Source organism: Nocardiopsis potens DSM 45234 (assembly GCF_000341105.1).
GTDB classification, from domain to species: domain Bacteria; phylum Actinomycetota; class Actinomycetes; order Streptosporangiales; family Streptosporangiaceae; genus Nocardiopsis_A; species Nocardiopsis_A potens.
Genome location: NZ_ANBB01000013.1, coordinates 109,627 through 123,251, shown reverse-complemented (window position 1 = coordinate 123,251; position 13,625 = coordinate 109,627). Strand labels below are relative to the sequence as shown.

The 13,625-nt window shown below is 76.6% G+C and carries 14 protein-coding genes and 1 pseudogene; 9 read left to right on the top strand and 6 right to left on the bottom strand.

The window, feature by feature from the left end; genetic code table 11:
* Positions 1 to 15 precede the first annotated feature (15 nt).
* Positions 16 to 954 carry a LysR family transcriptional regulator gene (locus tag D459_RS0105040; protein ID WP_017591909.1) on the top strand — a complete coding sequence of 313 codons (939 nt, stop codon included), beginning with the start codon at positions 16 to 18 and terminating at the stop codon, positions 952 to 954.
* A 267-nt stretch (positions 955 to 1,221) separates the two neighbouring features.
* Here D459_RS0105040 and D459_RS0105035 read toward each other — a convergent pair whose 3' ends face one another.
* Positions 1,222 to 1,878, bottom strand: coding sequence for a hypothetical protein (locus D459_RS0105035; protein WP_017591908.1), 657 nt, complete (start codon positions 1,876 to 1,878; stop codon positions 1,222 to 1,224).
* A 27-nt stretch (positions 1,879 to 1,905) separates the two neighbouring features.
* Between D459_RS0105035 and D459_RS30780 the strand changes: the two genes are divergently transcribed.
* A complete protein-coding gene (locus D459_RS30780; protein WP_040709248.1) occupies positions 1,906 to 2,097 on the top strand; it encodes a hypothetical protein in 192 nt (63 codons plus the stop codon).
* Positions 2,098 to 2,163: 66 nt separating this feature from the next.
* On the opposite strand, the gene D459_RS0105025 is transcribed toward D459_RS30780, so the two are convergent.
* Together D459_RS0105025 and D459_RS33490 are read right to left on the bottom strand one after the other, a co-directional pair.
* Complete coding sequence (locus tag D459_RS0105025; RefSeq protein ID WP_017591906.1) at positions 2,164 to 2,688, bottom strand: DUF7144 family membrane protein; 525 nt, start codon at positions 2,686 to 2,688, stop codon at positions 2,164 to 2,166.
* Between the two features lie 154 nt (positions 2,689 to 2,842).
* A complete protein-coding gene (locus D459_RS33490; RefSeq protein ID WP_051065315.1) occupies positions 2,843 to 5,176 on the bottom strand; it encodes a serine/threonine-protein kinase in 2,334 nt (777 codons plus the stop codon).
* Positions 5,177 to 5,671: 495 nt separating this feature from the next.
* Here D459_RS33490 and D459_RS0105010 point away from each other — a divergent pair, with 495 nt between their 5' ends.
* From D459_RS0105010 to rpsR, 3 genes are all read left to right on the top strand, one after another.
* Entirely contained in the window at positions 5,672 to 6,046 is a 375-nt protein-coding gene (locus tag D459_RS0105010; protein WP_017591905.1) for a VOC family protein, read from the top strand.
* Between the two features lie 409 nt (positions 6,047 to 6,455).
* Positions 6,456 to 7,634 carry a CobW family GTP-binding protein gene (locus D459_RS0105005; RefSeq protein WP_017591904.1) on the top strand — a complete coding sequence of 393 codons (1,179 nt, stop codon included), beginning with the start codon at positions 6,456 to 6,458 and terminating at the stop codon, positions 7,632 to 7,634.
* A 52-nt stretch (positions 7,635 to 7,686) separates the two neighbouring features.
* Positions 7,687 to 7,938, top strand: coding sequence for a 30S ribosomal protein S18 (gene rpsR / locus D459_RS0105000; protein ID WP_017591903.1), 252 nt, complete (start codon positions 7,687 to 7,689; stop codon positions 7,936 to 7,938).
* A gap of 172 nt (positions 7,939 to 8,110) precedes the next feature.
* On the opposite strand, the gene D459_RS0104995 is transcribed toward rpsR, so the two are convergent.
* Entirely contained in the window at positions 8,111 to 8,578 is a 468-nt protein-coding gene (locus D459_RS0104995) for a hypothetical protein (protein WP_017591902.1), read from the bottom strand.
* Positions 8,579 to 8,706: 128 nt separating this feature from the next.
* On the opposite strand from D459_RS0104995, the gene D459_RS0104990 reads away from it, so the two are divergent.
* Entirely contained in the window at positions 8,707 to 9,924 is a 1,218-nt protein-coding gene (locus D459_RS0104990; protein ID WP_017591901.1) for an alpha/beta hydrolase, read from the top strand.
* A 9-nt stretch (positions 9,925 to 9,933) separates the two neighbouring features.
* Here the strand turns inward: D459_RS0104990 and D459_RS0104985 are convergent, their stop codons facing one another.
* A complete protein-coding gene (locus D459_RS0104985; RefSeq protein WP_017591900.1) occupies positions 9,934 to 10,230 on the bottom strand; it encodes a hypothetical protein in 297 nt (98 codons plus the stop codon).
* Between the two features lie 178 nt (positions 10,231 to 10,408).
* On the opposite strand from D459_RS0104985, the gene D459_RS0104980 reads away from it, so the two are divergent.
* Positions 10,409 to 10,621 carry an SHOCT domain-containing protein gene (locus D459_RS0104980; RefSeq protein WP_017591899.1) on the top strand — a complete coding sequence of 71 codons (213 nt, stop codon included), beginning with the start codon at positions 10,409 to 10,411 and terminating at the stop codon, positions 10,619 to 10,621.
* Entirely contained in the window at positions 10,618 to 11,487 is an 870-nt protein-coding gene (locus D459_RS0104975) for an ATP-grasp domain-containing protein (RefSeq protein WP_017591898.1), read from the top strand. The genes D459_RS0104980 and D459_RS0104975 overlap by 4 nt, the downstream gene beginning before the upstream one ends.
* On the opposite strand, the gene D459_RS30770 is transcribed toward D459_RS0104975, so the two are convergent.
* The gene (locus D459_RS30770; RefSeq protein WP_017591897.1) at positions 11,488 to 12,126 is read right to left on the bottom strand and encodes a hypothetical protein; all 639 of its coding nucleotides are present in this window, start codon (positions 12,124 to 12,126) and stop codon (positions 11,488 to 11,490) included.
* A gap of 172 nt (positions 12,127 to 12,298) precedes the next feature.
* Between D459_RS30770 and D459_RS0104965 the strand changes: the two are divergent.
* A pseudogene (locus tag D459_RS0104965) lies at positions 12,299 to 13,496 on the top strand (RNA-guided endonuclease InsQ/TnpB family protein); the annotation flags it as partial.
* Positions 13,497 to 13,625 lie beyond the last annotated feature (129 nt).

The window sequence follows — 13,625 nt, the reverse complement described above, 5'->3', positions numbered from 1 at the left end:
CTATAACCTGTTGGTATGGACGTGGACACGCGGCTGGTGCGCTACTTCGCGGCGGTCGCCGAGGAGGGCGGCCTCACCCGCGCGGCCCGGCGCCTGTTCGTCTCCCAGCCCGCGCTGACCAAGCAGATCCGGCGCCTGGAGACCGGGCTGGGGGTGGAGCTGTTCACCCGGTCGCGGAGCGGGATGGCGCTCACCGAGGCCGGGCGGGCCCTGGCCGAGCAGGCCCCGGAGCTGCTGGCCGCCTGCGACCGGGCGCTGCGGGAGACCAAGAGCGCGGCCAGCCGGGCCGCCCGGGTGCTGCGGGTCGGCTTCCTGGCCAGCGCCGCCAACGAGGCCACCCAGGACATCATCGCCGGCTTCGGCCGCCGCCGGCCGGGGTGGAGGGTGGAGATGCGCCAGGCGGCCTGGTCCGACCCGACAGCCGGGCTCGCCGACGGCGAGGTGGAGGCCGCCCTGCTGCGGCTGCCCTTCCCCGGCGCCGGGGCGCTGCGGGCGGAGGTCCTGCTCACCGAGGAGCGGCAGGTGGCGCTGCCCGCCGCGCACCCGCTCGCCGGGCGCGACCGGATCGACTTCCGGGAGCTGCGGGACGAGCCGTTCGTCGCCGCGCCGGCCGAGACCGGGCGGTGGCGCGACTACTGGCTGGCCGCCGACGAGCGCGGCGGCCGGCCGCCGCGCATCGGCGCCGTCACCGACCAGCCCGACGCCTGGCTGCAGGCGATCGCCAACGGCTACGGCATCGCCCTGGCCCCCGAGTCCGCGGCGCGCTTCTACGCGCGCCCCGGCGTCGTCTACCGCCCCGTCACCGGGGTCGCCCCCAGCAGCGTCGCCGTGGTCTGGCCCCCGGCGGCCGACACCGACCCGGTCGTGCAGGACTTCGTCCGTTGCTGCCGGGATGCGGTCGGCGGACCGGCGGAGGAGGACCCGCCGGGCGGCCCGGGACCGGCCCCCGGGTAGCGTCCGGGCGGCCGGACCTGCGGCTCATTCCCACCCATCTCGGCGACGACGTCACGCACTCCGCGCGCCCCAACGTCGTCTTCCCCGAGGACGGGCAGGTCTTCGAGATCACCGAACGGGGCCTCCGGGCCGGGCCCCGGGCGGTCCCCGGGCAGCGCGGTGGGCGGGAGGGCATCGTTCCGGGGGTGCCGGGAGTGGGCCTCTGACCTGCGGGCGGCTTCCGGCGCGGAAGGGCGGGCGGGCGCTTTGCGCCCGCCGGGCGCCGGGTCAGGGGGCCGAGGAGGGGCGGGCGCCGGGCGGGACGTCCACCGGGATCTCCCCGCCCAGCCGGGCGCCGCCCTTCAGGTCCAGGCCGTCGCCGCTCCAGAACCGGCCGGGGTCGTACCAGTCGGGCCGCCGCCCGCCCGGCAGCAGCCCCATCGCCTCGTAGGTGAGCGCGACGACCTCCGCGCAGTAGGCGGTCTCCAGGGCCGCCTCGCTGCGGCCGCGCCGCCTCAGCAGCGGGGGGATCCGGCCGCGCAGCCACCGCCCGGCGAGCCGGGCGGTGGAGGGGAAGGGGGTCCCGTCCAGCCGGGCGACGGTGCGCAGCACGGCGTCCTCGGCCTCCCGGCCGACCGGGTGGTCGAGCTGGCGGAGCCAGGCGCGCTGCCCGTACTTGGTGGCCCAGACGACCACCGCGTCGCGGAGGTCGTGCAGCTGGACCCCGCGGTGGTGGCCGCCGGCCCACATGTCCGGCAGCGACTTGCCGAGCTCGGCGTGCCACATCAGCGGCGGCAGGTCGTCCAGGACGACGGACATGCCGACGTGGTTGACGGGGCTGTTGGTCGTCCACTGGATCGCCCGGTCCGGCACCGAGCTGCCGCGGAACAGCCACACATCGCCGGTCCGGGTGAGTTCGACGGCCTCGTCCAGGCTGATGCGCATATCGGTCACGGCTGTAGCCTAGGGGCCATGCGTTGGTGGAAGGCAATGGGACTGGCGGGCCTCGCGGGCGTCGCCGCCACCGGAGTGATCATCGCCCGGGCCGAGCGCCGCAGGCGCGCCTACACCCCCGACGAGGTCCGCGGCCGCCTCCGCTCCCGGTTCGCCGAGGCCGTCGAGGGCGCCCCCGACCGCCCCGCCGCGGAGACCGCCGCCGGCTGACCCCGCGCCGGTGCCCCGGAGGTGCTTCCGGAGGCGCTCCCCGCGCGGGGCGGCCCGCCCCGGGGGTCAGTCCAGGGAGCGTGCGTGCCTGCCGGAGTGCACCGGCCGCTGCGGCTCCCCCGGCTCGCCGCCGGGGGCCGGGACGCGGTCGGCGTCGCGGCGCCCGGCCAGGTAGGCCTCCTGGCGGGCCTCGGGGACCGGGCCGGCCGGTGCGGCGCCGCCGGACCAGCCGGCGGTCAGCCCGTAGACCGCCACCCCGTCGGCGAGGATCACCAGCACCGACCAGACCGGGTAGGCGTCGAGGAAGAGCAGCTGGGCGACGGCGTTCAGCCCGGCGGCCGCGGTGCCGAGCACCCTGGCCCGCATCCCGCCGTACGCGGCGGCGGCACCGGCCGCGATCAGGAGGACGCCCCACGCCGCCAGCAGCACCCCCCACGCGGCGTACCCGCTCACCAGCGGCTGCCCCTCCGCGGCCAGGTAGTACTCCGGGACGAACCCGGCCACCGCCCCCTGGACGAGGTTGGCCGCACCGGCGAAGACCAGCAGGCATGCGGCGAAGACCCGCCATCCGCTCGGCCGCCCGTTCACCATCGGTGCCCCCTTCGGTGCCCCGGCCGCTGCGGCCCGGGGCGCGTCGGCATCGGCCTCAGACCCCACCATGCCGGTGACCGGAGGAAGGACTCGATTGGCTCGCCGCCACGTTCGGGTAAAGTCCGCCGGCCGCCCGCCGCGGCGGCCGTCCCGGTCAGGACGGGTTGAGCAGCCCGGTGAGGTCGGCGTCGGCCTTCCCCAGCGCCTTCGCGGGGTCGTCGCCCTCGGTGACGGCGGTGAGCGCCTCGTGGATCACCCCGTCCTCGTGGACGGCGGGCCAGCCGGGGGCGGCCGGCGGGAAGAAGGCGTCCGGCAGCCGCTCGGCGGTGGCGGCGCGCAGCGGGTCGTCCAGGCCGGCGGAGTCCTCCAGCAGGTCGGGGTAGGCGGGGAAGGCCTCGGAGGCGTCGGCGCAGCGCGGGCCGAGCTCCTCGCCGGCCAGCAGGGCGACCAGGTCGAATGCGTACTCGGGGTGCGGGGTGCCCGCGGGCACCGCCAGCGCCGTACCGGAGGCGGGCGAGGCGGCCGGGCCGTCCGGGCCCGGGAGCGGCGCCGCGCCCAGGTTCTCCATCGCCTCGACGGTGGCCCCCTGCCGCAGGGCGGTGCGGGCCCACGGGCCGCTGACGACCATGCCGAGCTCGTCGGTCCCCAGTTCGTCCATCGTCTCCATCTCGAACAGGCCGGTGTACCGGCTCGAGGAGACCCCGTCCTGGTCGGGCAGGCCGGTGTAGAACTCGATGGCCCGCCTGCTCTCCGCCGAGGACAGCCGCCCCTGCCAGCGGCCGTCCTCCTGGGCCGCGATCTCGCCGCCGGCGGCCCGGACGAACCCGGAGAGGGCGAAGAAGGAGTCGGTCGGTGCGGCGAACCCGGGGGCGTCGTACTCCTCCTCGATCGCGGAGGCGACCTCCAGCAGGTCGTCCCAGGTCCGCGGCGGCTCCGCGCCGATCGCGTCGAGCCAGTCGGAGCGGTAGACCAGGGAGGCCGCGGTGAGCCGCCACGGTATCCCGTACTGCTCCCCTCGGTACCGCGTGGCCTCCACCGCCCCCTGGTGCAGCCGCCCGCCCTCCTCCCAGCCGGCGGTGTAGGCGTCCAGGCCGAGCAGGGCGCCCTGCTCGGCCCAGGACGCCGTCTCCGAGATGGACACCTCCACCACGTCCGGGCCCTCCCCGGCGGCCGCCGCCGCGGAGAGCCGCGCGGAGAGCCGGTCGCGGGGGATGTACTCCACCTCGACCGCGGTGTCCGGGTGGTCCTGCCGGTAGCGGCGCTCGGCCCCCTCGAACAGCGGGGCGGCGGCCTCGGCGGACTCCGGGGAGGGCTGCTCAAGCAGCCACACCGTCAGGGAGCCGGGTCCTTCCCCGCCCTGCGGGCCGCCGGGGCCGCCCCCGGGGGAGCGGAGCGCGACCCAGGCTCCGACAGAGGCGGCCAGCACGATCGCGGCGGCGCCGGCGATCGCGGCCGACGCGCCCCGGCGGCCGCGCCGCCCCGCCCGCGGCGGCGGGACGGGATCGGACGGCGGTCCGGGCGGCGGGGCCGGCGGGCGGGGGCCGCCCCCGCCCGGTACCGGGGCCTCGGCCCGTCCGGCCGGTTCCGGTGCGGCCGAGCGCACCACCGGGACGCCGTCCGGGGCGGGCCAGTCCCGGGCGAGCACCGCGGCCACGATGGTGTCGCCGTCGTCCCCGCCGATCCCGTCGGCCCCTGCGGCGGCGGCCATCCGGATCAGCTCCCCGGGGGAGGGGCGCTCGGCCGGGTCCTTGGAGAGCGCCAGCGCCACCGGCCCGGCCAGTTCCGGGGGGAGCGCGTCCAGCCGGGGCTCCTCGTTCAGGACCCGGTACATCATGGTCTCGGCGCCGCCGCGGCCGAACGGGGGCTCGCCGGTGGCCGCGTAGGCGACCAGGGCGCCCCAGGCGAACACGTCGTCCTCGGGGCCGGCGTGCCCCCGGTACCGCTCGGGGCTCATCCACCCCGGCGAGCCGAACAGCTCGCCGGTCATGGTCAGCCGGGTCTCGTCGACGGCCCGGGCGATGCCGAAGTCGATCACCTTGGGGCCGTCGGGGGCCAGGATCACGTTGGCCGGTTTGAGGTCGCGGTGGACGATCCCGGCGGCGTGCACGCCCTCGATCGCCTCGGCCATCGCCACCGCCAGCGCCCGCGCCCGGGCGGGCGGCATCGGCCCCTGGCCGGTGATCCGCCGGCTCAGCGTCGGGCCGGGCACGTACGCGGTGGCGTACCACGGGGGGACGTCCTCGGGGCCGGCGGCGACCAGCGGCGCGGCGCACCGCGCCCGCACCCGCTCCATCAGCCGGATCTCCCGGGTGAACCGCTCCCGGAACCAGGCCTCGTCGCTCAGGTCGGTGCGGATCACCTTGACCGCGGCCCGGTCCCCGCCGGGGCCGGTGGCGCCGTAGACCACGCCCATCCCGCCGGCTCCGAGCCTGCCCCGGATCCGGAAGGGGCCGATCCGCCGCGGGTCTTCGGGCCTGAGGTCCGACATGGGGGGTGAGGGGGGCACGGGGGCTCATTCCGGTCGCCGGCTCGGGGCGGAACCGATCCCACCGGACGCGCGTGCGCGGTGTCAATACGGGGGAGGAGCCGGGCCTCTTCCGGCCGCTGCGGAGGGGCGGCCGGTCAGGAGCGGGGGCGCGGGGGCGGTGCCGGGCGTCCGCTGCGGGGCGGCGGGCGGGTGCCGGGCGGAGCGGCGCTCCGGGGGGAGGCGCCGCTCGCCGGGAGCCGGGGCCGGCTCATCGGGGACGGGGGACGCTAGCCGTTGCAGCCGCAGGAGCAGCCGGCCGAGCAGGAGCACGAGGAGCCGTGCCCGCAGGAGCATCCACTCATCGGGGTGTCACCTCCCTCTCTCCTACGGAGCATCAGCGGTGCGCCTCGGAAAGTCAACGGCCTCCGGGGCGGTGCGGCGGTCTGCGCGGCGGCGGGAGGGGGCTTTCCGCGTGTCCCCCTGGCGCGCCGACCGTTCCGTCCCGATCATGGTGGTATGGCCATCACGCACGCCAGGCTGATCGCCCTTCCCGTCGTCGACCAGGACCGGGCCAGGGACTTCTACGTCGGCGTCCTCGGGTTCACCGTGCTGGCCGACCGCACCCTGGGGCACGTCCGATGGCTCCAGGTGGCCCCGCCCGGGGCGGGCACCGGGTTCGTGCTGACCGTGCTGGAGCAGGGCTTCACGCAGTGCGGAACCCGGGGCATCACCCTGGAGAGCGACGACCTGGACGGCGACTGCGCCCGGCTGGCCGCCGCGGGGGTCGAGGTGGAGGGCCCCGACGAGCACCCCTGGGGGCGCGAGGCGGGCTTCAGCGACCCGGACGGCAACGCCTTCGTACTGGCCGAGCCGGCGGCCGGCGGCGCCTGACCGGAGGACGGGCGGGCGGACGGGGAGGCGGCGCCCCGCCTCCCGCCGGCCGCCGTGCCCTTCTCGCCCCGCTCCGCCCCTGATGGGGGAGCGCGGCCCCCGGCGGGGCCGCCGGGCCTGCGCCGCTCCGCCCGCACCGGGGCCGGTGCCCCGTCGGCCCGCCGGCCGGGGCGGCGTCCGCCGCTCCGGGGAGGGCCCCGGAGGTCCTCGCCCCCGCTCCGCACCGGGCCGCCGCGCGGTGCCGACCGGCTCTTTCGCATGGTCCGCATCCAGGGCCGGGCGGTGCCGACGTGTCCCCTCCCTGCTTCTCGCCCTCCCGGCCGCGCCGGTCCGGAGCATCCCGCCGGCCGTTGTACAGTAATGATAATCATTTTCAAAGTTCGGGTGAGGAGAGACGAGGTTCCCCGACATGGACTACGCCCTGCCCGCGCGCGTCGCCCTGGTGACCGGCCTGCACGGCGGCGCGCGCACCCGCGCGGTCGACCGGCTGCTGATGGCCGAGCCCGGCGCGATCGCCGTCCACCACGACATGAGCCGCATCGCCGAGGGCGAGGTGCACCGGGTGGTGCGCGACCGCTGGGGGGTCGTCGAGCGGACCCGGGTCGAACTGGTGCACTCCTGCGTCTCCTGCACCATGCGGCTGGACCTGATCCCGCTGCTGTGCCGGCTGGCCGAGCGCGGCGAGCACCCGCTCTACGTGGTCGAGGGCTGGGACTCGGTGCCGCCCCGCGCCATCGCGGAGGCGCTGACCATGAGCACGGTCGGCGACCGGCCGGTGACCGACCTGCTCCGGCTCTCCGGCGTCATCGGCGCGGTCGCCGCCGACCGCCTGCTGGGCGACCTCGCCACCGCCGACGCGCTGGCCGACCGGGGGCTCGACGTCGCCGAGGAGGACGCCCGGGGCGTCGCCGAGGTCCTGGTGGAGCAGGTGGAGTACCCCGGGTCGGTGGTGCTGGACGCGGAGGGGTGCACCACTCAGGAGCGCGACCGCTGCGCGGCCATGCTGGTCCAGCTCAACCCGGCGGCGGTCGTCGCGCCCCCCGAGGGCGACGCGCTGCGGGTCATGGCCGACGCCGGGTTCGACCCGGAGGCGGCCGCCGCGCGCACCGACCCGGCCACCGCCCAGCCCCCGGACTTCCACGAGGCCGGCGGGGTCCGCACCGTCACCTGGCGCCGCTCCCGCCCGCTCCACCCCGGCCGGCTGCACGGCGCCCTGGACGACGTGATCTCCTGCTCGGTGCGGAGCCGGGGCCGGTTCTGGCTGGCCAGCCACCCCGACACCATGCTCGCCTGGGACGGCGCGGGCGGCGCGGTCGCCATCGAGCCCAACGGCCCCTGGCTCGCCGCGCTCCCCGACGCCGCCTGGGAGCTGGTCTCCGAGCACCGCAAGGCCGCCGCCTCCCTGGATTGGCGGCCCGAGCACGGCGACCGCTGCCAGTGCATCAGCTTCACCGGCCCGGGCCTGGACGCCGAGCGGCTCACCGCGCTGCTCGACTCCTGCCTGCTCACTGACGAGGAGATGGCCGCCGGCTACACCCGCGGCGGCTCCGACGACCCGTTCGACGACATCATCGCCGCCGCCCGCTGAGCCCGCCCCGAACCCAGGCCGCCGCACCGGAAGCGAGAGAGAAGGAACCGCCGTGCCCGCGAACCGCCGAGTCCCCCGCCGCCCCAAGTCCGACCCGCTGAAGGGCGTCGACTACATCGACTACAAGGACACCGACCTGCTCCGCAAGTTCATCTCCGACCGGGGAAAGATCCGCAGCCGCCGGGTCACCGGGGTGACCGCCCGGCAGCAGCGGCTCATCGCCGCCGCGATCAAGAACGCCCGGGAGATGGCGCTGCTGCCCTACCCGGCCCAGGAGCGCACCGCGTCCCGCCGCACCGGCTGACCCGGGCCGGGGCCGCGCCGTCCCGCCGCCCTTCCCCGGCCCGGGCCGGTGGGGCGGCCCCGGCCCAGGGGCCGGCCGCGCGGCTCCGCGCACCCGGCAGGGGCGGCCACCGCCGAGGAAGCGCCGGGGCGCGGCCCCGTGCCGCCCGCAGGCCGCCCCTCGGTCCGCGCCGTCAGTCCGCGCCGGGGAAGGCGGCGGTGCGCCACCACTGGCCGGCCTTCAGGTGCCCGATCAGCCGGGGGTCGGCGACCAGCACGTCGTAATCGGCCCCCATGCGCACCTCCTCGCAGCGGACCAGGTTCGCGGCGGCCTCCGGGGACATCTCGCCCAACGGACCCTCGTCCTCCCAGGGGAATCCCGTGCCGGCCGCGCGCAGCCGCTCTTCGGCCTCCGCGGTGAAGGGGTGGTTGCGCGTCGCGATCCGCTCCACGCCCACGACGAAGTCCTCGTGCAGGCGGCCCTCCTCCTCGGCGAGGAGGTCCAGTACGGCCTCGTCCTCCTCCAGGTCGCTGCGGAAGAAGTCCGCGCCGTCGGGCAGCGGGGAGTGCCGGACGTCCGGGTCGACGGCGGTCACCCGCAGCCGTATGCGGCGGTGCGGCGGATCGACCGCCAGCACCCGTATCGCGTAGAGGTCGGTCATGGCGCCGTATCCTCCCAGCCGCCTCGGACAGGCCCCGCCGCTTCCGGGCCGGCGGGCGGGCCGGATTCGGCCCGGCGCGCATCCGCCCGCCTTCGCATGGACCGCCGCGAAACGGGCATGATGGGCCGATGAAGCAGCCCCTCAGGCAGGCCGAGAGCCTGCTCCGCCTGCCCGGTGTCCGAACCGTGCCCCGCCCGGTGCACCCCGACGGCGACGATGTGTTCGACCTCGGCTACGTGCGGGAGGGCGCCCCAGGGGGCGTCCCGCTGCTGGTCGTCCCCGGAGGGCCCGGGCTGGCCTCGGTGATGCCCTACCGGATGATGCGCCGGGACGCCGGCAAGCGGGGCTTCGACACCGTGATGGTCGAGCACCGCGGGGTGGGCCTGTCCCGGCGCCGCCGCGACGGCACCGACCTGCCGGTGGACGCGATCACCGTGGAGGCCGCCGCCGACGACATCGCCGCGGTGCTGGACGACTGCGGCCTGGACCGGGCCGTGGTCTGGGGCTCCTCCTACGGCGGCTACCTGGCCCAGGTCTTCGCCGCCCGGCACGGCGACCGGGTGGCGGGCATGGTGCTGGACAGCGCGATCAACTCCGCGGCGGACGGCGAGGCGGCCCGCGAGCACATCCGCCGGCTGCTGTGGGACGGCTCCGCCGACGAGACCGCCGAGGTCGCCGGGAAGCTGCGCAAACTGGTGGCCGACGGCGCGGTCACCGCCGAGCGGACCGGCCGGGTGGTCCCGGTGGTCTACGAGTTCGGCGGGGTGCGGGCGGTCGACCGGCTGCTGGAGGCCGCGGCCCGCGGGCGCACCGGCACCTGGAACCGGGTGGAGCGCCTCGCCGGCCGGGAGACCGCGGAGACCTCCCCGTTCATCCTGGAGTTCGACCTGGCCGGGGTGATCCTGTTCCGGAACCTGCACCGGATGGTGCCGGACGGCGGCCCGCTCGACCCGGCCGTCGACTTCGCCGACATGGCGGAGCGCTTCCCCGCCTTCGAAGGGGAGACGGTCGACCTGGACGCCGCCCGGCCGGACTTCACCTGGCCCACCGCGGTGCTCAGCGGCGCCCGCGACCTGCGCGCCGTCCGCCCGGTTGCCGAGCGCACCGCCGCGCGCATCCCCGGCGCCGAACTGGTCCCCTTCGCCGACTCCGGGCACAGCTTCCTGGACCGGTTCCGCTTCGCCGGGCTGCTCGCCGCGGCCGCCGTCGCCAACGGGCGCCACCGCGACCTGCCCGGCTACACCGCCCGGGCGGAGGCCCTGCGCGGACCGAACAGCGCCGCGGCGATCGCGGCCTACATCTCCGCCTCCCTGGCCGTGGACGAGCGGCTGCCCCGCCGCCGCTGACCCCGGCGGTCAGTCGTCCGGGAGCACCTCCAGGAAGGCGATCCGCCCGTCGGCCACGTCCAGCACCAGCATCCCCGGCCCCCACGGGAGGGACAGGTTCCGGTGGCCGGGCCCGTGGCCGCCCTCCGGCGGCGGGGCGGTGTACAGGCTCGCGCAGCCGGCTTCGCCGCACCGGCAGGGCCCGTGCACCCGCAGCCCGGGCACGGAGCGCGCCAGCCGCTCCTCGCCCGCGTCGCGGAGCAGCTCCTCCAGGTCGGCGGCGAGCGCGGGCCGCACCTCGCGGAGCAGCGGCAGGGAAGTGTCCACGGCGCAATGGTAGGCCCGCCCGCCGGCCGCGGCCGGGGCGCCCCGCGAACCCGGACCGGAGCGCGCATCCGGGCCCGGGGCGGCGGGATCGGGGCCTCCACCGGGGCGGCCGGGGGGAATAGGCTGGAGGGCGGACGGCGCGGACGGAGCGGCCGCCCGCGCCGGGGAGGTGAGTGGGATGCCGATGATGGCCGTCTTCGTGGCCGCGGTCGCCGTCATCGCGGTGGTGCTGGTCGTGGCGGTGGCCATCGCGGCCGAGCGCACCCCCTCCGCGCCGCCCCCGGAGGAGCCGCGGCGGGACCCGGCCATGGAGGAGCTGCGCCGCCGCTACGCCGAGGGCGAGATCGGCCGCGAGGAGTTCCTGCAGCGCAAGATCGACCTGGAGGAGTGACGCCCGGGCATCCCCGGTCCGGCGCGGACGCCCCCGCCGGCCGCCGGCGGCCGGCGGGCACCGCGGAGGGCGGAACGCACCGGCCGCAGGTCCTCGCGCTGGGGCCGCGCCCCACCGGAACCGGTGCGCTGCTCGCCGCCGCCGCGCGGCGGCGCGGTATGCGGGTGGCGGCCCTCCCGCAGGACATCGGCGCGGCGCCGCCCGGCGGCTGCCACTACCAAGGCGGGCCGCTCTTCGCCGATCAGGTCGCCGGCCCGCTGGAGCTCGCCCTGCTCGACCCGCCGGGGGACTGGCCGGCCGCGCTGCCCCGTGCCTTCACCGGCCGCCGGGTCCGGGCGTCGGTGCTGGACGAGGCGCGTACGCTGACCCGCCCCGCGTTCGTCAAGCCCGCCGGCGGCAAGGAGTTCCCGGCGCGGGTCTACCCGGACGGGCGCGCCCTGCCCGGCGGCCTGCCGCCCGAGTCGCCGGTGCTCATCGCCGACCCCGTGGTCTGGGTCGCCGAGCTCCGCCTCTTCCTGCTCGACGGGGAGGTGCGGGCCGGCGGCCGCTACGCCTCGTTCGGCCGGCTGGACGCCGTGCCGCTGCACCGCGACCCGCTCGGGTCCGGGGCGCTCGCCTTCGCGGGCCGGCTGCTGGCCGAGCACGCCGTGACGCTGCCCAGCGCCACCGTCCTCGACGTCGGCCTGATGCGGCCGGACGGCGATGCCGCCGAGCAGTGGGCGGTCGTCGAGGCGAACATGGCCTGGTTCAGCGGCTGCTACGCCGCCGACCCGGACCGGGTGCTGGACGTGGTGCTGCGCTCGGCCGGCCCGCGGCGGGAGCTGCGCGGGGGCGACCGCCGCTTCGTCCGCCCCGCCGCGGCCTGATCAGGCCCGGCCCGGGGCGGGAGGGCGGCAGACGAGCCGGGGCAGCGCCGAAGCGGCCCAGGCCCTCCACCGCTCGACGCTCCACCCGCGGTCGCGGGTGAGCAGCGTGTAGGTCTCGGGGCCGTGCAGGGCCAGGGCGACGTCGGCGGCGCGCTGCACGGTCATGTCCGGGCGCAGCGGGGCCTTGGCGGCCAGGGCGGAGAGCAGCTCGAGGTGGACGCGGCGGCGCCGCTCCAGGTCGGCGCGCCACACCCGGGCGGCGTCGGTGTCCTCGGGGGCGGCCAGGCGGACCGACTCCAGCAGCGGGGCGGCCCGGGCGAGCATCCGGCCGGTCCCGGCGACCTGGATGCGCAGCTGCTCGGCGGCCGAGCCCGCGGCCAGGGCGGCGCGGACCCAGGGCGCCCCGACGCCCGCCGGGGCGCCGGCGCCCGCCCGCTCCAGCGCGGCGGTGAGCGCGGCGGCCCGGGTGGCGAACGCGCGGCGGACCTCCTCGGTGCGCACGCCGGCCTCGGCCGCGATCGCGTCGGCCCGGGCGGCCGCGCACCCGCGGTGCACCGCCAGCCGGGCGGCGGCGTCGGCGATCCGCGAGCGCGCGGTGTGCCGGGACGCACCGCGCGGCGGCCGGGGGCCACAGGTCATCGGTTCCTCCTGAGTGGATACCCCTGCCTTCAGGTAGGGGAGGAAATCCAGCCCCTGCGGAGCAGGGCGACGGGCGAGGGTTTCGCTGCCAGGGCGAAAGACCGTGCTCTGCCCCGCAGGGTTCGATCTTCAGCCGGGATCCCACTAGTTTGTAAGTGTGACCGCGAACCATGTGAAGCGGGCGTTCAAGTACCGCTTCTATCCGACCGATGCGCAGGCGGCCGAGCTGTCGCGCACGTTCGGCTGTGTTCGCAAGGTCTACAACCTGGCGCTCGCCGCACGCACGGAGGCGTGGACGCGCCAGGAGCGGGTGAACTACAACCAGACGTCGGCGATGTTGACGGCATGGAAGAAGACCGAGGAGTTCGCGTACCTCAACGACGTCTCCTCCGTGCCTCTCCAGCAGGCACTCCGCCACCTCCAGGCGGCGTTCACCAACTTCTTCGCCAAGCGTGCCGAATACCCTCGGTATAAGAGCCGGAAGAAGTCCCGGAAGTCGGCCGAGTACACCACCAGCGCTTTCCGGTTCCGCGACGGCAGGCTGACTCTGGCGAAGATGGCGGAGCCGCTGGACATCGTCTGGTCGCGCCCGCTTCCCGAGGGGGTGTCGCCGTCCACGGTGACCGTGTCGCAGGATGCGGCCGGACGCTGGCACGTATCGATGCTGTGCGAGGATCCGACCGTCGAGCCGCTCCCTCCCGCTGATGCAGCGGTCGGGGCCGATGTCGGCCTGGACCACCTTCTGACCCTCTCCACCGGAGAGAAGATCGCCAACCCGAGGCACGAGCGCAAGGACCGCGCTCGCCTTGCGAAGGCTCAGCGGGTCTTGGCGAAGAAGGCCAAGGGCGAGGGGGCCAACCGGCGCAAAGCCCGGCGGAAGGTCGCCAAGGTCTACGCCCGTATCGCGGACCGTCGCCGCGATGGGCTGCACAAGCTGACCACTCGTCTCGTTCGTGAAAACCAAACGATCGTGATCGAGGATCTGACCGTGCGCAACATGGTCAAGAACCGGAGCCTTGCCCGTGCCATCGGCGACGCGGCGTGGTCGGAGTTCCGGAGCATGCTGGAGTACAAGGCCCAGTGGTACGGGCGGGAAGTGATCGCGGTGGACCGCTTCTTCCCCTCGTCCAAGCTGTGCTCCGTCTGCGGCGCCTTGCAGGGCAGGATGCCGCTGCACGTCCGCACGTGGACGTGCGGCTGCGGCGCGACCCACGACCGGGACGTGAACGCAGCGAAGAACCTGCTGGCCGCCGGGCGGGCGGTTTCGGCCTGTGGAGCCGGTGTAAGACCTCAACGGAGCGCTCCGGGCGGGCGGTCGGCGACGAAGCAGGAAGTCTCACGGCGCGAGCCGTAAGAATCCCCTCCCTTCAGGGAGGGGAGCGTCAAGGGTGGACGGTAGCGCCTCGGCGCCCCGCCGTGGGGGCGGTCGAAGGGAAGCGAATCGGCCCGAATCGGGTGCACTTCCGGGGCGACCCGCCGGAGCTGCGCGAACTTTGACA